The following is a 19,841-nucleotide window of genomic DNA, read 5'->3' as shown; positions in this document are numbered from 1 at the left end:
CTTTTAAACATTATCTTTTAACAACTATATCATTTGGAGTTTAGAAGTTTTAATCATACTTTTGTAAAATCAAAACACATATAAACTATGATAACTCCCGAATTAAAAGATAAAGTATTGAACAATCTGCTTAGTCATAATGATGTAACTTATACTTTTAACATTATACAATTAGCCAATGAGCTAAATTGCTCCAGTGATACAATAAGAGCTATTTTAGACTATTTTAATCGTTTAAATCTTATAAGTGCTACAAATTATACTATTGGGGGAGATGTTATAATTTCTCTCAACGTAGAAGCAAGCGATATGGCTCTCCGAGGAGGGTTTGTAGCCCAAGAGGAGCTTATAAAAAAGAATTTTGAAAAGCTTTTGCTTGAACTTGATTCTTTGAAATCTAAGTTTCCTAAAAATATTGAAACTATTACCAGTATTATTGGGAATATCAGTAATGCTTTGCAGTTGACCCGTTGGTTTGGATAGTTCAATTTTTGCAATTATACTTTCTAATTGTTCTAAGATTGAATTGCTTCCTATTACTGATTCTTCTGATATAATTCTTTCTCCATCAATATAAAGAATTCTATATGATACTTCATTTTCTTTCATAATCGTTATTTTTATTAGTTATTACTTTTAGTTATCAGTTTTAGACAAGTGTCACTTTGTATATAAGTGCCTTATATTATATCAAACAGATTACCCGTTAAGGTTACCAAAGAGGATGAAACGTTCGTGTTTTCATGAAGTGAAGGTGGACTGGCTACCGGTTTGGACTCACTTCAGATTTCCTACGAAAAACATTGGATTGGATGGCCTGGAATATGCGTTGACAACGAAGAAAGTAAAAAGGAAATCACTTCTAGATTGGAAGGAATAAATTTTCACCCAGTATTCTTGTCCGAAACACAGATAAAGAATTATTATGAAGGCTATAGTAATAGTACTATTTGGCCATTATGTCACTACTTTTTTGTTTATACGCTATATCGGAACTCTTTCTGGCAATCGTATCAGGAAGTGAACCAGTTGTTCTGCGATGCCATTTGCCGCGTGATACATCCAGGTGACAAGGTGTGGATTCAAGACTATCAGCCAATGCTGCTTCCCGGAATGCTTCGGAAGGTTTACCCGAATTTGAATATCGGATATTTCCATCATATCCCTTTCCCTTCCTATGAACTTTTCCGGATATTACCGGAACGTGCAGAAATCCTGAAAGGATTATTGGATGCTGACTTTATAGCTTTCCATACTTATGACTATATGCGGCATTTTATCAGTGCTGTCAAACGGGTACTGCGTATTGACTTTAAACTGGACGAAGCACAACTCGGGAATAGAGTAGTTGAGACCGATGCTCTTCCTATGGGAATCAACTACGGACTGTATCACAATGCTTCTTCCAGACCGGAAGTACGGCGGGCGATAGACCGTACACGGAAATTTTTCGGAAATCATAAGTTGATTCTTTCTGTAGACCGCTTGGATTATAGTAAAGGCATTCTGCACCGTTTATTTCTTTCGTTTTTAATTCCATTGAATGATGATATCTTTCTTTTTTTCTTTATTTTTGCATAAAGAAAATTTCACTATTTCGGCAGTTGTTTTGTACTCATATCGCTGATATAGAATGTTTAGGAACTCAAAATAAAGGATTATCATGTTACGGAAGATTAGACTGACTTTTGCAATGATTTGTTTTGCACTCATCACCTTGCTGTTCCTTGATTTTACGGGAACGTTGCATGGGTGGTTCGGCTGGTTGACCAAAATCCAGTTTTTGCCGGCTGTATTGGCGCTAAATGTGGGAGTGATATTGTTTCTTGTAATTCTCACTTTGGTATGCGGGCGTATCTATTGTTCTGTGATTTGCCCCTTAGGGGTATTTCAGGATATACTGGCATGGCTGGGCCGGCAACCTAAAAAACGCAGGAAGCTTCCTTACTCTTATTCTCCGGCCTTATCTTGGCTGCGCTATGGCGTATTGGGTGTGTTTATCATTGCTTTGATTGCCGGAATTGGTTCATTGGCTGCTCTACTTGCACCCTATAGTGCATACGGACGTATTGCCAATAATCTTTTTCAACCTATATGGCAATGGGGCAACAATCTGCTTGCTTATCTGGCTGAACGGGCAGACAGTTATGCCTTTTATGAAACGGATGTATGGTTGAAGAGCCTGCCGACTTTTATTATTGCTGCCGCTACTTTGGCTGTGCTTGTTGTTCTGGCCGGACGCAACGGACGAACCTATTGTAATACGATTTGCCCGGTAGGAACGGTCTTGGGCTTCCTTTCACGTTATTCGCTTTTCCGCATCACAATAGATTCGGAAAAGTGCAACCAATGCAGTCTTTGTTCACGCAACTGCAAGGCAGCCTGCATCAACTTTAAGGAGCATCAGATTGATGCAAGCCGGTGTGTGGTTTGCATGAACTGCATTGAGAAGTGCAAGCATGGAGCCATTTCCTACAAGTATCATCCTTTCGGTAAACCTGCTGCGGGCAAGGCAGATTCGGAACAGATAAACGAAACCCGCCGCAGTTTTTTCACAGCAACGGCTCTGGTTGCAGCCACTTCTGTTTTAAAAGCGCAGGAAAAGAAAGTAGACGGAGGACTGGCAGCCATTGAAGATAAGAAGATTCCTGAGCGAAGCACTCCCCTCACTCCTCCCGGCTCATTGAGTGCCCGCAATATGGCGCAACACTGCACGGCCTGCCAGCTCTGTGTGTCGGCATGTCCCAATCAGGTTCTTCGTCCTTCTGCAGACTTAAGGAAATTGATGCAACCGGAAATGTCATACGAACGCGGCTATTGTAGACCGGAATGTACAAAATGTTCGGAGGTATGTCCTGCAGGGGCTATCCGTCCGATAACCAAAGCTGATAAATCATCCGTTCAGATAGGGCATGCCGTGTGGGTAAAGAAAAATTGCATACCACTGACGGATGGTGTGCAGTGTGGCAACTGTGCACGCCATTGTCCGACGGGAGCCATACAAATGGTGCCGAGTATACCTGAAGACAAGGATTCTCCAAAGATTCCGGTAATCAATGTGGAGCGTTGTATCGGCTGCGGGGCATGTGAGAATCTTTGTCCGGCCCGTCCGTTCAGTGCCATCTATGTGGAAGGACATGAAAGACATCGAATTATATAACAAAGTAGAATTTCTATAAGTATGGAAGAACATCATAAAAACAATATGAACCGTCGTGATTTCTTGAAGATAGTGGGAATTACAGCCGCCACATCTACTGCTGCCCTCTATGGATGTGGTTCTAAGGAAGGAAGCAGTGAAGGCAGTAAAGTATTGGGCCCCATTCCGACGGATAAAATGACCTATCGTAGTTTTCCTGGTTTGGGGAGTGACAAAGTTTCTATTTTAGGATATGGCTGTATGCGCTGGCCTACCGTTCCTGCTCCGGATGGAAAAGGGGAAATGATAGACCAGGATGCTGTAAACGAACTGGTGGATTATGCCATTGCCCATGGCGTGAATTATTTCGATACGTCTCCGATGTATGTACAAGGATGGAGTGAGAAGTCTACGGGAATAGCTCTGAAACGCCATCCACGCGAATCGTTCTATCTTGCCACCAAACTATCCAATTTTCATCCTGATACCTGGACTCGCGAGGGTTCCATCGCCATGTACCGTAAGTCGTTCGAGGATATGCAGGTGGACTATATAGACTACTATTTGCTACACATGATTGGTGGCGGTGGCATGGAGCAATTCCGCAAACGCTACATAGACAACGGTATGATTGATTTTCTTGTCAAGGAGCGTGAAGCAGGACGCATCCGCCGTTTGGGATGGTCGTTCCACGGAGATATCGAAGTCTATGACTATGCCTTGCAGATGCATGACCGTGGTGAAGTTCATTGGGACTTTGTACAAATACAGTTGAATTATGTGGACTGGAAACATGCTTCGGGCAGCAACTTCAAGGCAGAGTATCTGTATGACGAGCTGGCCAAGCGTAAGATTCCTGCTGTCATTATGGAGCCTCTGCTGGGTGGGCGGCTCTCCAATGTCCCCGACCATATTGTGGCACGGCTGAAGCAGCGCGAACCCGAACGCAGTGTGGCGTCTTGGGCATTCCGTTATGCCGGTTCTCCCCAGGATGTACTGACAGTGCTGAGCGGCATGACTTATATGGAACATTTGCAGGATAACATCCGTACTTACTCTCCATTGGTACCACTCACAGAAGAGGAAACTCAGTATCTGTATGATACGGCAGATTTGATGATGGAGTACCCCACCATACCTTGCAACGACTGCAAGTACTGCATGCCTTGCCCGTATGGAATTGACATTCCTGCCATCTTGATACATTACAATAAATGTGTCAATGAAGGAAATGTGCCGGAAAGCAGCCAGGATGAGAATTATCGGAAAGCACGCCGTGCTTTTCTCGTAGGATATGACCGAAGTGTACCCAAACTGAGGCAGGCCGACCATTGTACCGGGTGCAACCAGTGTTCTCCGCATTGCCCGCAAACGATTGATATTCCCAAAGAACTGCATCGTATTGACAAATTTGTAGAACAGTTGAAACAAGAGACTTTATAAAATGGAGAGTATCATTGACATACTGCACAAGGGAGGATACTCTTGTGTTATGAAGAACCGGGAGGAAGTCCGTACTTTCACCCAACGGGGAGTAGCGGATTTGTATGATTTGTACCAGGCAGATTCTGCATTTATGAAGGGGGCTGCCATTGCCGATAAGGTTATAGGGAAAGGTGCCGCTGCTTTGATGGTACTGGGAGGCTTTAAAACGGTCTATGCCGATATAATCAGCACTCCTGCGCTGGCATTGCTGTGCGAAGCAGGAATTGAAACGACTTTTGCCCAAGAGGTTCCCCATATCATTAACCGTGACAAGACCGGCTGGTGCCCGTTGGAGACGGCTTGCATGGAGCTGAATACGGTAGAGGAGATGTATCCGGTGATTCAGAATTTTATATCAAGAATCAGGGCAAAATAGCAACAGCCTGCTCTCTTTCCCTGATTACCTGATGCCTTTCTCTTCCAGCATCTTGAAGTCTTCCTTGAGCATACCGACATCATCCAGTGTGCGGGCTTCATTGTGGTCGTTCAGATAGACTCTGGGTCTTTCGATAAACAGAGCGCTGGTGACAGATAAAGAGTCATTCCGGTATGGGGTCTCCACTCCACCTATTTCCAGCATTGTCTGGAAGAATGAGGCACTGGAAGATACATTCTTCTGCCTATTGGCTTGTGCGGCCTCCAATAACGATGGGTATCTCTGCCGGTAGTTGTCGGACATCCAAATAAAGAATGGCACATGTATCTGATAATAGGAAGGTACCGGTGAGGCATGCAGAAAGAGATGCCGGTTGTCATCGAAAATATCTTCTCCATGGTCTGAAGTGTATATCAGGGCAGAATTGACATGTTGTTCTTGAAGCATATCTATCAGACGAACCAGAAAATTATCCGTGTAGCGGATAGAATTGTCATAGGCATTAATCAGGTTGTCTTTGTATTTCACTTCCGCATCAACGGGCATGTCCGGCAGGAAGAAAGCCTGCTCTGCCGGATAGCGCTCTTTATAATTGAAATGAGAACCGTAAGTGTGGAGAACTATAAATTGCCTGGAAACTCCTTTGCCCAGTTCTTTTGCTACCAGTTTCAACAGTTCGTTATCAGAGGGGTTGTAATTGGAATCCCCCACATCTTCTTTAATGAAATCATACGTGTCGGCTTCTTTGCCGAAGAAGTCTATAAATGAGTGGTTATAACGCTGGTTCGAGAAAAAGGCGGTCTGGTAACCGGCTTCCTTGAATGCTGTGATAATCCCTTTCTGATAATAGATGGAATCAAAACTGGAAGCACTGACCGGCGACAGCAACATCGGAACACTCTTGTGGGTAGTGTTTGATTCTGTCAGCACATGGCTGAAAGCTGTCAGTCCGCCAATGCCCGACAGTCCCGGGTTAGTCTCCCGTTCGTAGCCGTACAAAGCCCAGTTGCATGCCCGTGAGGTTTCTCCCACCACCATTACATATACTTCCCTTTCATCAGCCTGATGAGTACTTCTAGCATGAAAGGTAAAATCTTTAGAGGTCTTGTGATAATTCCGCGTCTGGGCCGTCCGTTGAAAAGCAAGTGCTATGTTGTAGCATACGTTGGCAGGATACAGTTCGGATTTCGGCTCATACCGGTTATCTGTCAAATAAGCAGTGCCTAAGGATAATATTCCGGCAGACAACACATACAGAGTGCGACGGCGAGCTTGCCGGATGAATGCTTCGGACAGTCTGCGTTTGTGTACAATGGATATGGTTGCCAGAATTAATGCAGGTATATAGAGCACTACCACAATAACGATGGCAGGTATCAGATTGTCCAGCAGTTCCAGCGCCTCGCTCGAATTGGTTGTCACCAGATTCAGAAACATATCCACTGCGATAATGGACTGACCGAAAAGATACAGCAATACAAGCTGGAAGGCTCCGAAGAAGATGAACGGAAATAGCAGCCAGAATGTCCTGCCACAGTTTCTCGACCAAGCCATTACAGCATAATATATAGAAAGGGGTAGCAGGATATTACATATCTTTGCCGTCCATGATATGGGTTCTGTAAAGCATAGCACTACATTGGGCACTATCAGAATGACCAGAAACAGATAGAACAAATGTTCCTGATTGTCGAACCATTTTTTTATGTCTCTAAAAAGCTTCATTGATATTGAATATAAATCCGGTCTGGTGTTTGCCAAAACCTAAATCCAAACGTACGTTTACTCTCTTTTTGAACTCCCAGCGGTAGCCGAAACCATAATTAGGAAGAATATGCCTGGCCTCCAATTCCGAGAAATTCGGGAATATGGTTCCCGCCCCTACCCATACGGCAACTCCATTTCGCTTCCATACATGTTGGCGTAGTTCCAGCTGGGCATCCATTGCACACTTGTCACGGTAGCGCCCCTCATAATAGCCACGCATAGAATAGGAACTTCCCAATGTTGCCATCAGTCCCCAGGGCGGATTTCCGTAGTTCAGCAGAGTATGGAACTGGCCTGCCAACACCCCACCCTTCCACACGGACTGGTAATAGCTGGTCGTCAGTTCCGTATTGCTGAATGCATATTTATTTCCCAAAAAGGCCGGACTGAAGCGCTGGTCTATCCGTAGGTAATATCCTTTATAGGCATTTGTCAGAAAATCGCGTGAATCATACAACAAGGAAAACCCCAAGCTCACGTTGGTGCTACGCGCTTTCATTCCTTTCCATAATTCCGGTTTTTCAAAGTCATGTCCATACACGTAATCAAATGCTGTCATCGGACCGATATAAAAGTTACGTGCCATCCGGAACATGAAGTCCACCTTAACCTGCGCCTGAAAGCGATCGTATTCACTCTCATTGTCATCATTGGCTCCATTGTCATATCCTTGTCCCCAGTAAAGGCTTGGGAAAGAATAGAAATACAGATTGTAGTTCAACCGGTATTTGTCTTGGGGAAACAGATGGTTTCCACGTACTCCCAGCAAATAGAATCCCACTGTGGAGACATCCCCATACAGAGAGACATTGGACGGAGGGAGAATACTATCGTTCCGGTCGGTACGGTAGAGTCCTGCCGCCACCAGTCCGATTCCAAATTTGGTGTCACTGGAATAATGAGGCCCGCCTATAATGCTGAAATCAAATTTCTTGTTTTTCTTTTCTTTGTTGGCATCGTTGAAGTAATTCAAAATTTTTCCGAAAAAACTGCGTTTCTTGGGAAGCGAGTCTATCGGATACGTAGAAATTGAGTCCACAGAGTTTTTTGCTTCTGCAAGGTGTGTTTGTGCATGAACAGCCGTTTCTGTAATCAGCATCAATATTGGTAATATCCATTTTGTCAATTTAGTGTCCATTTACTTGTAGAAAACTTCCGTGGCAAAGTTAGTTTTTATGTTCTTCATTACAACAATGTTACTGTTCTTTTTGTTTCCAATTTTTCTCTTTTAATGTTCATTTCTACATTGCATGTGGGGTTCACTCTTTTTAACTACATCATTTATAGAACTTTCCTCGATTTATACTGTTATTTTAATATTACAAAGAACAACATGATATTGAATTATGAAAACAGCAATGGACATTCCCGATAAAGAGGGACAGAAACGACTAGTAATCGTAGGCGGCGGCTTTGGCGGATTAAAGCTGGCACGAAAATTGAAAAGCAACAAGTTTCAGATAGTTTTACTGGATAAGAATAACCATCACATCTTCCAACCGTTACTCTATCAAGTGGCCACAGCAGGTATTGAACCGAGTGCCATATCATTCCCATACCGAAAAATCTTCAAAAAAAGAGAGCATTTCCATATACGTATTTGTGAAGCACAGCAAGTCTTCCCGGAACACAATCTGCTGGAGACTTCCATCGGCACGCTGGCATACGACTATTTGGTCATTGCCACCGGCTGCAACACAAATTATTTTGGAAACGACGGGCTGGAGAAACAGACCATGGCACTAAAGAATACTTCGGAAGCCTTGTTCAACCGAAACCAGATATTGGATAGTTTTGAACAAGCCCAGAACACCGGTAATAAAGAAGAGCGCAGGCGTCTGATGACCTTTGCCATTGTAGGCGGTGGAGCTACGGGAATAGAGTTGGCTGGTGCTTTGGCCGAGATGAGGAAGTTTGTCCTTCCTCAAGACTATCCGGACTTGAATATCAATGAGATGCGTATCATCTTGTTGGATGGCTCTTCCCGGCTCTTGTCTGCTTTTTCAGAAGAGTCTTCCAAAGAAGTGGCCGATTATCTGAAGAAGCGTGATGTGGAAATCAAATTGAACCAACGGGTGATGGGATACGAGAATTATCAATTGGCATTGAATGACGGGACTGCCATCGATACCAAAAATGTATTCTGGGTGGCCGGTGTCAAGGCAAACAGCCTTCAAGGATTGCCTGCCGATGCCTATGGACCGGGAAACCGCTTGAAGGTGGACACTTATAACCGTCTTTCTCAATATCCCAATATTTTCGCTATCGGGGATACGGCCCTTATGATTTCTGAGGAGTATCCCAAAGGACACCCGCAAGTGGTGCAACCAGCCATCCAGCAGGCCCGCAACTTGATAAGGAACTTGCAGCGTGCAGAAACAGGCCTGCCGTTGCAGCCGTTTATATATCAAAACAAAGGCTCCATGGCGACCATTGGCCGCAATCATGCCGTAGTCGAGCTTAGGAAACTGCGTTTTGGCGGTTTTCCGGCATGGGCTGTGTGGCTATTCATCCATTTGATGAGTATTGTGGGTGTAAAGAACCGTCTTTTCATCTTCGTAGACTGGATGTGGAGTTACTTTACCTATGACCCGTCTTTACGGATTATCATCAAACCCTTGAAGCGGGAGTAAACTTTTATTGAGTAATATTTGTTATAGTTCATATACGAACTTAAAAACGAATGAATATGTTAAAACGACTTTTATTTCCTGTCAAACCGGACGGAACGGCAACATCTGCTATACTATTGATTGCAAGAATTGTATTCGGTATATTATTAATGAACCACGGCATCCAGAAGTGGACTAACTTTCAAGAGCTGTCGGCTGTTTTCCCTGACCCGCTGGGTGTAGGCAGTCCGCTGTCTTTAGGACTGGCTATCTTTGGTGAATTGGCATGTTCCATGGCATTCATTATAGGTTTTCTCTATCGTTTGGCTATGATACCAATGGTGTTTACAATGGCTGTTGCCTTTTTTGTAATTCATGGCAATGACCCGTTTGCCACGAAAGAGTTGGCTTTTGTATATCTGGTAGTGTTCATATTGATGTATATCATAGGTCCGGGCAAGTTTGCCGTTGACCGCTGGATAAGAAAAGCTCTTTTCCAAAAGGCTCGTAAATAGACACTTCCGTTTTACTGAAAACAGATTTTAAGCTCAAATAGGATGTATTTTCGTAAAAAATCCTATATTTGCGGATGCTTAAAATAACTCGATGAGCTATAAAGCTAATTAAACACAGTAAAATAAAAAAGAGTGATTATGAAAAAGTTCAATTTGAAGATGGCTGCGACCGTAATGATTTGCGGCTCGTTTCTTTTCAGTTCTTGTATCGGTTCTTTTGGACTGCATAGTAAACTGGTCAGCTGGAATCAAGGTATTGGTACCAAGTTTGTAAACGAATTGGTTTATCTGGCATTCAATATTATCCCGGTATATGGCGTTTGCTATCTGGCCGATGCATTGGTCATCAACTCCATCGAATTCTGGAGTGGTTCAAACCCTATGGCCAGCATTGGTGATGTAAAGAAAGTGAAAGGCGAAAACGGTGACTACCTGGTAGAGACACTTGAAAACGGCTATTCTATCACCAAAGAAGGTGAGACTGCTTCTATGGAACTCATTTACAACAAAGAGTTGAATACTTGGAATGTTGTTGCCGATGGTGTCAGCACAGAATTGCTGCAAATGAACAATGACGGCACTGCACAAATGACCCTTCCGAACGGTGAGGAAATGACAGTGACGCTGGATGCCCAAGGTGTGGCAGCAGCACGTCAAGCGACGATGATTGACAACTATTACGCTTTTAATTAAAAGTTGAAAATGGAAAGGTGAAAGTTGAAAATGGCTGGGTGCATAGATGCCCAATAACCATTTTCACCTTTCCACTTCCCATTAGAACGGATATCCCACAGCAAAGTGGAAGGCAAAATCGCGGCTGAATTTAGGATGGATAATGGGATAACGGTCTTTTTTCTTCTCATACGCCGGATTGACGGCCTTCATACCCCCGTCGAAACGCAATACAAAGAAATCCAAGTCAAGACGCAATCCTAAACCATATGCCACGGCAATCTGTTTATAGAACTTGTCAAATTCAAACTGACCTCCCGGCTGGTCTTTATAATTCCGTATTGTCCAGATATTCCCGGCATCTACAAAGAGGGCTCCTCTGAATTTCCAGAACAACCGTGTGCGGTATTCAATGCTGGCATCCAGCTTGATGTCTCCCGACTGGTTCATGAAGTTATTATCGCCGGGGAAAGAACCGGGCCCCAAATCACGTACAGACCATCCGCGCACACTGTTGGCGCCGCCGGAGAAGTAGCGCTTCTCAAATGGAAGCATTGTTGCATTGCCGTATGGAATGGCAATACCGGCACCAAAATGAAATGCCAATGAATTGCGGTTGTCAATGACCAGATTCTTGGCAAAGTCAAAATCGCCTTTCAGGTATTGGGCAAAAGGAATGTTCAACAAAGTGTATTCCCCCGATGCATTCTTCTTCATTCCTCCGAGCTTTGCCACAGCATACAACAAGTTACCCGCCGATTCAAAATTGAGGCGGATGGTATAGGAATTTCCGATACCGGAGTTATTCATCAATGCTCTTCCGGCACTGTTGTAGATATAGCTATAGCCGGTGCGGACAATAAAGCGGTCTTCATAATTGTATTTGAGGATGTAGTTCTCGTCTTTCTCCAGATAATCCTCTTTGAATGTCTGGTCTATGCTGGGCATATACAGATAGTTGATGTCCAGCAAATCAATGCGATGCTGCGAACGCTGTTGTTGTACCCCCCATTTGTAGCTCCATCCGGCAGATGCTACAATGCGCGTGAATTCGGGTCTCATCTGGTAGTTATATTGCAATCCGAATTCTGTAGTAGCCCTTATCCTCCGCTTGAAATCGCTGGATACAAAGGGAAACATAAACCGTGGGAAGTTGATGGTTGCTTCCGCACCTAATTCTATGTAGTCTTGATTCAAGGAGCTCTGCAAACCGGACACAGCCTCGTATGCCCCACGTAGCTTGAACATGAATGTTTCGGAACCTTTGAACATGTTGCGGTGCTGAAAAGCCACCGAAGCGGCAGCTCCCAAATCGCCGGCAGAGTTTGTGCCTTCCACCTCAAAAGATACGGACTGATGCTTGCCTCTGGTCAGCATCACATAGGCGTTGAGCTTTGCACTGTCACTCTGTTGCACTTCAAAAAAACGGATATTGGTATATTTCAGGGCTTGCAGGCGTCCGTAGTTGGAGTAGGTACGCTGCACGTTCTGCTCGTTATAGAGAGTTCCCGGAGTGATGCGCAGATTGTTGGTCAGCACTTTGGGGCGCAGATAAAGCTTGTCTTTGTAGTAGATGGGAAAGCCTTTGTAATGCAATGAATCATTCACCTCGATGCTGTTCTGGGTGGATGCCTGCAACACATTATAATCGGTAATGAAACTCACTTTATTGATAGTGTATTGCCGGTGATTTTGCGGCGTATCCTCGTTATGCTGTCTGTATGGAGCCAAATGCAGTGTCAAATCTACCAGATAAGAATTACGGACAGTATCCGCAGTATAGGATATGTACTCTTTATTGAACTTGTAATATCCATTCTGAAGCAGTTTGTTTGTGATGCGCTGGCGTTCTGCATCCAGTACATTGACATCAAAATACATGCCTTCGGATAATAAGGTTACTGCGGAATCCTGCCGCATGTATTCCTTTATTTTACTGTCCTGGATATCATATTTCAAGGTACGAACTTTATAGGGCTTGCCGGTTGTCACTTTATAGACCAACTTCATCTTTTTCTTCTTGACTTGGCGTACCGGTTCCACCAGGGCGCCCATATAGCCCATATTCTGCACAGCCTTAGTGATTTCTTCCCTGGTCCGGTTGGTTTCCTCCTCACTGTATATGACCGGGGCATCACCTAATTTCCTCAATGTACGGTTTATCCAGCGTGTAGAGTCCCGTCCGGACCAGTTGTAGACATACAACTGGGTCTTTATCAGGCTGAACCACTTCGCATTGGGATTCTGGCGGATGTACATGGAGAGATTGGATGGTTTTACTTCCTTATTATCAGTATGTATGCGCACTTCATCCAGCAAATACGAGCCGTCCGGCACATATTTGGTAGAAGAACAGGAAGCCAACAAAAGTACGATAGTAGTAAGTATCGCGTAGCGGAAACCTTTATTCATACCGAGTCATTAATTGCGCATAAACAGCTACAAATATACTTGTATTTTTTTGTTCCCGAAATAAAAAACGCCGGAAGAGTGCAGAGTTTTTGATTATATTGAAATAATCACGTATTTTTGTCAAATGATAACATGTGTGTCCTATGGCATTAAGTAAAAATCGCATTAAATATATCCACTCGTTGGAGCAGAAAAAGAACCGGAAGGCCGACAAGGTATTTCTGGCAGAAGGACCTAAACTCGTAGGGGATTTGTTGGGACATTTTCCTTGTCAGTTCTTGCTGGCAACTTCAGAATGGCTTTCCCGGAACCGCCCTCTCTCCACCGTAGCGGATGCCACGGAAGTATCGGAGGAGGAACTTTCGCGTGCCAGCCTGCTGAAAACTCCCCAACAAGTGCTGGCTGTGTTCCGGCAGCCGGATGAGGAGACGGATATTTCCGTCATCAGTCACTCCCTCTGTCTGGCTTTGGATGATGTGCAAGACCCCGGTAACCTGGGAACGATTGTCCGCCTTGCTGATTGGTTTGGGATAGAGCATATTTTCTGTTCGCCCAACACGGTGGATATCTATAATCCCAAAACTGTGCAGGCCACGATGGGAGGTATCGCACGCGTCAGACTGCATTATACTCCCCTACCCGAGTTCATCCGCTCACTGAAGGATATTCCCGTTTACGGCACTTTCCTGGACGGAGAGAATATGTACGGACAACCGCTTTCGAAAAATGGGCTGATTGTGATGGGTAATGAAGGAAATGGCATCGGAAAAGAAGTGGAGGCACTCATCAACCGCAAACTATACATACCGAATTATCCCGCCAGCCGTGAGACCTCGGAGTCATTGAACGTGGCTATTGCCACAGCAGTAGTTTGCGCTGAGTTCCGGCGCCAGGCTGCATTGTAGTAAAATCAAAAGGAAAAAACAACCAGGGAATCAAATAAGGCAATTCTTCCTCGATAACCGGAGGGATTGCCGTCAGTATATTGCAGCACGTATCAAAATGAGGATAGTCTGTTTCCACCTCCGTAAGCAAAGCTATGACTCCCGGTAGCCATTCCGTATTCTCCACCTCTTCTGTCAATGGGAAGATACGTGATACACATTGTCCTTCACCTATCTCCACCACATATTGTTTCAGATAGCCATGCCCGGGAAGAAACAGAAAATGGGAAGCGTAGCGTTTCATGCTTTCGGACGGGGACGTATGGTTCTGGGAGTCGTGGTATTTTCCTGCTCCTGAATTTCCAGAGGTTTCAATTTCTCAGGTTTTCCGATACTGTCTTTGCGAAGGGAGTCTGTCGCCTGCTGAAGGCTGTCCTTTGGGGCAATGACCAAGCTGTCCGTGGCGTGATAGCGCATCAGTGAGATACGGTCTGCCAGCAAAGGCTGTGGAGTCTCCTGCTGCGGATAATAGATGAACCCGCGTATTTCCTTGATTTCTCCTAAAGTATCGGCAAACAAGGTGAGCGTTTCCACACCTGTGTCTTGTACTTTCCGAATGGCACTGATGACACTGTCATTCTTTTCGTAAAGAATCTGCATCGCCATCAACGGAGCATGTATGCTGTCCGGTGCACCGTTGTGGAAACGGAAGCGCACGCTCCAGCGCAGCGTGTCACGGTCGTGGAAATTGGTGTCTGATGGCAACGTAAACGTTATCTTGTTGTCCAGGGGCATACCCGTCAACTGATAGATATGCTGCCATATCCACACGTCGATACTGTCTCCGGGAAGTGATTCTTTCGGCTTGTTGTCACGCAGGGCAATCAAGTGGTTGATACCGTCTCTCTCGGCTTTCAACCGTACATTCACTTTCTCGTAGATTTTGGTAAGTACTTCCGGGTTACGGGCAAACCAGACCATAGAAGAGTCAAAATCGGCCTGAGTAATGCCATATTTCTTGAAAACCGATTCAATGTATAGCACCCGCTTATAACTTTCGTTATACGGCACTTCTTCACCCATAGCTTTGGCTATGTGATAATCATAAAGCACGTTTTCCATCTTGGCATCCGGAAGGACGGTTTCAGGTCTTTTCACCTTACAAGCCGTCAGACTGAACACCAGAAGGACTACGCTACACCATTGAATTCGATTTATTCCTTTCATGATTTCTTTATGGCAGCATGATAGGCATCATTGAAGTCCTTGCCGTAGAACAACAGCAAAGCAATGATACCGCAACTGATTGCTGCATCCGCAAAATTGAATATCGGGCTGAAGAAAATGAAATGTTCTCCACCGACAAACGGCATCCATGCGGGCCAGTTTGTATCAATGATGGGGAAATAGAACATATCCACCACCTTGCCATGGAACCACGGGGCATATCCCCCTCCTTCAGGCATGAAGGAGGCTATCTGCGAATGGGTGCTTTCGTTGAACAGCACGCCATAGAACACACTGTCGACAATGTTTCCCAAGGCTCCCGTCAAGACCAAAGACACACAGATGATAAATCCGGTCTTCATGCCTTGCTTCACGAACTTGTACAGAAACCAGCCAATGACCGTGACTGCAGCAATGCGGAACAAGGTCAGGAACAGTTTGGCGAATATTTCCATACCGAAAGCCATACCACTATTCTCGGTAAAGTATATATAGAACCAATCCGTAATCCGGATACTCTCATGCCAGTACATGTGGGTCTTTATCCAAATCTTGATAATTTGGTCTATAACCAATACCGAAAATATGATAAGGCAGGCTATCCGGCCCTTCGTAAAGAATTTACCCATTTTTATTTCTTGCCGTTGTTTTTAGCTTCGATGCTCAAAGTGGCATGGGGCACTGCACGAAGGCGCTCTGCCGGTATCAGTTTGCCGGTTTCGCGGCAAATGCCATATGTTTTGTTCTCAATGCGCACCAAAGCAGCCTGCAATCCTTGGATGAACTTCAACTGGCGTTGGGCCAGACGTGTGGTTTCTTCCTTGGATAAGGTGTTGGCACCTTCTTCCAGTACTTTGTACGTAGGAGATGTATCGTCGGTGTCATTACCGTCTGCACCCGTCAGGCTGGCCTTTAACAGTTCATAGTCACGTTGTGCCAACTCTAACTTCTCCATAATGATAGCGCGGAATTCTTCCAATTCAGCATCTGAGTATCTTGTCTTTTCTGCCATAACTTTTACGTGTTAATCAGGGTTAGTATTTAATTATTCTTTCACTACGCTCACGTACAGCGAGAAATCGTCGAAGTTCAGTTCTGTACCATTTTCTACGTTGTCTGCCAGCGTCAGTGAAGTTCCTAAAACTTGGTTGCGAATATAGTCATTATATTCATTTACCGCATCATCTGTTTGAGGATTTTTTGATAATGTAATCTTTATTTTATCTGTTATCTCAAAACCGCTCGACTTGCGGATATTCTGAATGCGGTTTACCAGCTCGCGTGCAATACCCTCACGGCGCAACTCTTCGGTAACGGTAACTTCCAGAGCCACGGTCAGTTTGCCCTCGTTGGCAACCAGCCATCCCGGAATATCCTCACTGAAGATTTCCACATCTGCCGTTTCAATCACGGCTTCTGCACCGTCCAGATTGAACGTATAAGAGCCTTTCTTCTCCAGCTCGGCAATGGCTTCCTGGGACATTTCCGCCACAGCAGCAGCCACGGCTTTCATCTGCTTACCGAATTTCGGTCCCAGCTTCTTGAAGTCGCATTTCACTTTCTTTACCAGTACACCGGCAGCACCGTCCACAAACTGGATTTCTTTTACATTCACCTCGTTCATGATAAGTGCTTTCACAGCCTCGATGTGTGCACGCTGTTCTTCATCCACTACCGGTATCATGATGCACTGAAGCGGTTGGCGGACTTTGATGTTCACCTTGCGGCGCAATGCCAATACCATGGAAGTGACGTCTTGTGCCATCTGCATGCGGACTTCCAATTCCTTGTCTATCATTTCCTCCTTATATTCGGGGAACTTGGCAAGGTGTACGGAAACCACATTGTCGCGTCCCGTAGCTGCAATCAGGTCGGAATAGAGCATATCAGCATAGAACGGAGCGATGGGTGCCATCAGCTTAGCCACGGTTTCGAGGCATGTATAGAGTGTCTGGAATGCAGAGAGCTTGTCCTGCGTCATACCACCGCCCCAGAAACGTTTGCGGTTCAGGCGGACATACCAGTTGGAGAGGTTGTCGTTCACGAATTCGGAAATGAGACGTCCTGCTTTCGTGGGCTCGTATTCATTGTAGCAGGTATCCACGTTCTTCACCAACGTATTCAGTACAGAGAGAATCCAACGGTCTATCTCAGGGCGTTCTGCCATGGGCACATCGGCTTCTTTGTAGTCAAATTCGTCTACATTGGCATAGAGGGCGAAGAATGAATAGGTGTTATAGAGTGTTCCGAAGAACTTGCGGCGCACCTCTTCCACTCCATCCACGTCGAACTTAAGATTGTCCCACGGAGAAGAGTTGGTGATCATGTACCAGCGCAACGGGTCGGACCCGTATTTCTCGATGGTCGAGAAGGGGTCTACGGCATTGCCCAGACGCTTGGACATCTTGTTACCATTTTTGTCGAGCACCAAGCCGTTGGAAATGACAGCCTTATAAGAAATACTGTCGAACACCATTGTAGCGATGGCGTGCAACGTGAAGAACCAACCGCGTGTCTGGTCCACCCCTTCGGCGATGAAATCGGCAGGATATACCTGGTGGCTATCCAGCAGTTCCTTATTCTCGAACGGATAGTGTATCTGTGCATAAGGCATGGCACCGGAATCGAACCAAACGTCAATCAAGTCCGTTTCGCGTTTCATCGGCTTGCCGTCTTTAGAAACAAGGATGACATCGTCCACGTAAGGACGGTGCAAGTCTATCTTGTCGTAATTCTCTTTGGTATATACACCCGGCTGGAAGCCCTTCTCCTTGTAAGGGTTGGACTGCATCAGGCCGGCAGCCACGGATTTCTCTATTTCGTTGTAGAGCTCTTCTACAGACTCGATACATTTTTCCTCGCTATTGTCCTCCGTGCGCCAGATGGGCAGCGGAGTACCCCAATAGCGCGAACGGCTGAGGTTCCAGTCATTCAGGTTTTCCAGCCACTTGCCAAAACGTCCCGTACCGGTGCTTTCCGGCTTCCAGTTGATGGTCTTGTTCAACTCTATCATACGTTCCTTGCAAGCGGTGCTGCGGATGAACCAGCTATCCAGCGGATAGTACAATACGGGTTTGTCCGTACGCCAGCAGTGCGGATAGTTGTGTACATGCTTTTCTATCTTGAATGCCTGGCGGGCGGCTTTCATCATCATGCAGATTTCAATATCCAGCGATTCGGCAGCTTGTGCGACTTGTTCGTCGTACTTGCCGTCTACAGTGAATTGGGGGTCGTAGGCATTCTTCACCCACTTGCCCTGATAGTCCTTATAGAGGTCTACGTTGACACATGCCTTTACGAAATCCTCGTCCAGTTCGTCAATCAAGAAGAACTTACCGGTGAGGTCTACCATCGGGCGGGTCTCACCCTTCTTGTTTATCATGAACAAGGACGGTATACCTGCAGCGCGTGCCACAAAAGCATCGTCCGCACCAAAGGTCGGGGCAATGTGTACGATACCCGTACCGTCTTCAGTCGTCACATAGTCACCAGAAATTACACGGAAACCTTTGTCGCTGGGAGTCCAGCTACCGTCTTCGGCAACGTCTATCGGTTTCACCCAAGGGATGAGCTGTTCGTACTCCATACCTACCAAATCGGGGCCTTTGTACTCACCTACTATCTTGAAAGGTATCAGCTTATCACCCGGCTTATAATCCTCTAATGCAATGCCTTCCGCTTTTTTGTTGAAGTGAGTGTAGAGCAGTGCTTTTGCCAAGACAACAGTCATCTTCTCACCGCTATATCCGTTGTAAGTCTGTACGGCCACGTAGTCTATCTTGGGACCGACGCAGAGCGCAGTGTTGCTGGGCAACGTCCACGGAGTAGTGGTCCATGCCAGGAAGTAAGGAGTTCCCCACTCTGCCATTTCCGGTTTCGGATGCTTCATCTTGAACTGTGCCACCATGGTCGTGTCTTTTACGTCACGGTAACATCCGGGCTGGTTCAACTCGTGCGAGCTGAGTCCGGTTCCGGCAGCAGGAGAATAAGGTTGTATGGTATACCCTTTATAAAGGAGTCCTTTCTTATAGAGCTGTTTCAGCAGCCACCACAAGGTTTCGATGTAGCGGTTGTCGTAGGTGATATACGGGTCCGTCATGTCCACCCAGTAGCCCATCTTGTGCGTCAGGTCTTCCCATTCCTTGGTGAACTTCATGACGTCCTTGCGGCAGGCAGCATTGTATTCTGCTACGGAAATAGTCTTGCCAATATCCTCTTTCGTAATGCCGAGTGCTTTTTCCACACCCAGTTCCACGGGCAGTCCATGAGTATCCCATCCGGCCTTACGCTTTACTTGGAACCCCTTCATCGTTTTGTAACGGCAGAAAATGTCCTTAATGGAGCGAGCCATTACGTGGTGAATGCCCGGCATACCATTGGCCGAGGGAGGTCCTTCGAAAAATACGAAAGAAGGACAACCTTCACGTTCTGTCATACTCTTGGCGAAAACCTGGTTTTCGTCCCATTTCTTCAACACTTTTCCGTTCACTTCGGAAAGGTCGAGCTTCGAATATTCGGCAAACTTCTTACCCATCTTGATATTTACTATTTGACAATTTACAATTTACGATTGAAGATACTCTTGATAGGCATTTGGTACGTCAAAAGCTACCTTCTCCATTTTAAGGGTGCAAATTTACAAAAAACTTAAATACAAGAGACTTTTTAGGTAGAAAAAGCTGGATAAGTGCAGTAAAATGTTTTATTTAAGGATGAAAAGAGGGATAATAAGAGTGATTAATATCCTTTTAG

General features: G+C 45.3%; 16 protein-coding genes and 1 pseudogene. 9 read left to right on the top strand and 8 right to left on the bottom strand.

The genetic code is table 11. The features are described 5' to 3' along the window. The first annotated feature begins 87 nt into the window (after positions 1-87). The 5 genes and pseudogenes from DWY55_RS06630 to DWY55_RS06610 all read left to right on the top strand — a co-directional run bounded on the left by DWY55_RS06630 (position 88) and on the right by DWY55_RS06610 (position 5,000). Positions 88-483 (top strand): hypothetical protein, encoded by a 396-nt coding sequence (locus DWY55_RS06630; RefSeq protein WP_117713543.1) that lies wholly within the window; start codon positions 88-90, stop codon positions 481-483. A 192-nt stretch (positions 484-675) separates the two neighbouring features. Further along, positions 676-1,533: pseudogene (locus DWY55_RS06625) on the top strand (trehalose-6-phosphate synthase); the annotation flags it as partial. A gap of 130 nt (positions 1,534-1,663) precedes the next feature. Beyond that, positions 1,664-3,160 (top strand): 4Fe-4S binding protein, encoded by a 1,497-nt coding sequence (locus DWY55_RS06620; protein WP_120178043.1) that lies wholly within the window; start codon positions 1,664-1,666, stop codon positions 3,158-3,160. Positions 3,161-3,181: 21 nt separating this feature from the next. Then, positions 3,182-4,582, top strand: a complete 1,401-nt coding sequence (locus tag DWY55_RS06615; protein ID WP_005825512.1) for an aldo/keto reductase — start codon at positions 3,182-3,184, stop codon at positions 4,580-4,582. A 1-nt stretch (position 4,583) separates the two neighbouring features. Next, the gene (locus DWY55_RS06610) at positions 4,584-5,000 is read left to right on the top strand and encodes a DUF1893 domain-containing protein (protein ID WP_005825513.1); all 417 of its coding nucleotides are present in this window, start codon (positions 4,584-4,586) and stop codon (positions 4,998-5,000) included. Between the two features lie 24 nt (positions 5,001-5,024). On the opposite strand, the gene DWY55_RS06605 is transcribed toward DWY55_RS06610, so the two are convergent. Then, positions 5,025-6,725, bottom strand: a complete 1,701-nt coding sequence (locus DWY55_RS06605; RefSeq protein WP_005837124.1) for a lipid A phosphoethanolamine transferase — start codon at positions 6,723-6,725, stop codon at positions 5,025-5,027. Then, positions 6,712-7,905 carry a BamA/TamA family outer membrane protein gene (locus DWY55_RS06600; RefSeq protein WP_008664589.1) on the bottom strand — a complete coding sequence of 398 codons (1,194 nt, stop codon included), beginning with the start codon at positions 7,903-7,905 and terminating at the stop codon, positions 6,712-6,714. Before DWY55_RS06600 ends, DWY55_RS06605 begins: the two co-directional genes overlap by 14 nt. A gap of 208 nt (positions 7,906-8,113) precedes the next feature. Between DWY55_RS06600 and DWY55_RS06595 the strand changes: the two genes are divergently transcribed. The 3 genes from DWY55_RS06595 (at position 8,114) to DWY55_RS06585 (ending at position 10,587) form a co-directional block, all read left to right on the top strand. Beyond that, a complete protein-coding gene (locus tag DWY55_RS06595) occupies positions 8,114-9,400 on the top strand; it encodes an NAD(P)/FAD-dependent oxidoreductase (RefSeq protein WP_035448517.1) in 1,287 nt (428 codons plus the stop codon). Between the two features lie 56 nt (positions 9,401-9,456). Beyond that, positions 9,457-9,894, top strand: a complete 438-nt coding sequence (locus DWY55_RS06590; RefSeq protein WP_008664591.1) for a DoxX family protein — start codon at positions 9,457-9,459, stop codon at positions 9,892-9,894. Between the two features lie 138 nt (positions 9,895-10,032). After that, positions 10,033-10,587 carry a DUF3332 domain-containing protein gene (locus DWY55_RS06585; protein WP_117878078.1) on the top strand — a complete coding sequence of 185 codons (555 nt, stop codon included), beginning with the start codon at positions 10,033-10,035 and terminating at the stop codon, positions 10,585-10,587. Positions 10,588-10,668: 81 nt separating this feature from the next. Here the strand turns inward: DWY55_RS06585 and DWY55_RS06580 are convergent, their stop codons facing one another. Next, a complete protein-coding gene (locus DWY55_RS06580; protein WP_005825520.1) occupies positions 10,669-12,978 on the bottom strand; it encodes a BamA/TamA family outer membrane protein in 2,310 nt (769 codons plus the stop codon). Positions 12,979-13,121: 143 nt separating this feature from the next. On the opposite strand from DWY55_RS06580, the gene DWY55_RS06575 reads away from it, so the two are divergent. Continuing rightward, positions 13,122-13,883: a TrmH family RNA methyltransferase gene (locus DWY55_RS06575; RefSeq protein ID WP_005825522.1), complete on the top strand. Its 762-nt coding sequence runs from the start codon at positions 13,122-13,124 to the stop codon at positions 13,881-13,883. Here the strand turns inward: DWY55_RS06575 and DWY55_RS06570 are convergent. From DWY55_RS06570 to ileS, 5 genes are read right to left on the bottom strand one after another with little or no spacing between them, the layout of a single operon-like run. After that, positions 13,831-14,166, bottom strand: coding sequence for a hypothetical protein (locus DWY55_RS06570; protein ID WP_005837115.1), 336 nt, complete (start codon positions 14,164-14,166; stop codon positions 13,831-13,833). The two genes, DWY55_RS06575 and DWY55_RS06570, sit on opposite strands and share 53 nt — an antisense overlap. Further along, a complete protein-coding gene (locus DWY55_RS06565) occupies positions 14,163-15,089 on the bottom strand; it encodes a DUF4296 domain-containing protein (RefSeq protein WP_005825524.1) in 927 nt (308 codons plus the stop codon). The genes DWY55_RS06570 and DWY55_RS06565 overlap by 4 nt, the downstream gene beginning before the upstream one ends. After that, positions 15,086-15,718 carry a lipoprotein signal peptidase gene (locus tag DWY55_RS06560; protein WP_005825525.1) on the bottom strand — a complete coding sequence of 211 codons (633 nt, stop codon included), beginning with the start codon at positions 15,716-15,718 and terminating at the stop codon, positions 15,086-15,088. The genes DWY55_RS06565 and DWY55_RS06560 overlap by 4 nt, the downstream gene beginning before the upstream one ends. A 2-nt stretch (positions 15,719-15,720) precedes the next feature. Beyond that, positions 15,721-16,101 (bottom strand): TraR/DksA family transcriptional regulator, encoded by a 381-nt coding sequence (locus DWY55_RS06555; protein WP_004290962.1) that lies wholly within the window; start codon positions 16,099-16,101, stop codon positions 15,721-15,723. Between the two features lie 33 nt (positions 16,102-16,134). Further along, the gene (gene ileS / locus DWY55_RS06550) at positions 16,135-19,623 is read right to left on the bottom strand and encodes an isoleucine--tRNA ligase (protein WP_005825526.1); all 3,489 of its coding nucleotides are present in this window, start codon (positions 19,621-19,623) and stop codon (positions 16,135-16,137) included. Between the last annotated feature and the right edge of the window lie 218 nt (positions 19,624-19,841).

Origin of the sequence: Bacteroides sp. AF25-38AC, from assembly GCF_003602995.1 — a bacterium.
Lineage (GTDB): Bacteria > Bacteroidota > Bacteroidia > Bacteroidales > Bacteroidaceae > Bacteroides > Bacteroides uniformis.
This window is presented reverse-complemented; position numbering and strand designations above follow the sequence as displayed.

Coding starts and splice junctions, on each gene's coding strand:
- DWY55_RS06630 (WP_117713543.1), top strand. CDS start 88: ATGATAACTCCCGAATTAAAAGATAAAGTATTGAACAATCTGCTTAGT.
- DWY55_RS06620 (WP_120178043.1), top strand. CDS start 1,664: ATGTTACGGAAGATTAGACTGACTTTTGCAATGATTTGTTTTGCACTC.
- DWY55_RS06615 (WP_005825512.1), top strand. CDS start 3,182: ATGGAAGAACATCATAAAAACAATATGAACCGTCGTGATTTCTTGAAG.
- DWY55_RS06610 (WP_005825513.1), top strand. CDS start 4,584: ATGGAGAGTATCATTGACATACTGCACAAGGGAGGATACTCTTGTGTT.
- DWY55_RS06605 (WP_005837124.1), bottom strand. CDS start 6,725: ATGAAGCTTTTTAGAGACATAAAAAAATGGTTCGACAATCAGGAACAT.
- DWY55_RS06600 (WP_008664589.1), bottom strand. CDS start 7,905: ATGGACACTAAATTGACAAAATGGATATTACCAATATTGATGCTGATT.
- DWY55_RS06595 (WP_035448517.1), top strand. CDS start 8,114: ATGAAAACAGCAATGGACATTCCCGATAAAGAGGGACAGAAACGACTA.
- DWY55_RS06590 (WP_008664591.1), top strand. CDS start 9,457: ATGTTAAAACGACTTTTATTTCCTGTCAAACCGGACGGAACGGCAACA.
- DWY55_RS06585 (WP_117878078.1), top strand. CDS start 10,033: ATGAAAAAGTTCAATTTGAAGATGGCTGCGACCGTAATGATTTGCGGC.
- DWY55_RS06580 (WP_005825520.1), bottom strand. CDS start 12,978: ATGAATAAAGGTTTCCGCTACGCGATACTTACTACTATCGTACTTTTG.
- DWY55_RS06575 (WP_005825522.1), top strand. CDS start 13,122: ATGGCATTAAGTAAAAATCGCATTAAATATATCCACTCGTTGGAGCAG.
- DWY55_RS06570 (WP_005837115.1), bottom strand. CDS start 14,166: ATGAAACGCTACGCTTCCCATTTTCTGTTTCTTCCCGGGCATGGCTAT.
- DWY55_RS06565 (WP_005825524.1), bottom strand. CDS start 15,089: ATGAAAGGAATAAATCGAATTCAATGGTGTAGCGTAGTCCTTCTGGTG.
- DWY55_RS06560 (WP_005825525.1), bottom strand. CDS start 15,718: ATGGGTAAATTCTTTACGAAGGGCCGGATAGCCTGCCTTATCATATTT.
- DWY55_RS06555 (WP_004290962.1), bottom strand. CDS start 16,101: ATGGCAGAAAAGACAAGATACTCAGATGCTGAATTGGAAGAATTCCGC.
- ileS (WP_005825526.1), bottom strand. CDS start 19,623: ATGGGTAAGAAGTTTGCCGAATATTCGAAGCTCGACCTTTCCGAAGTG.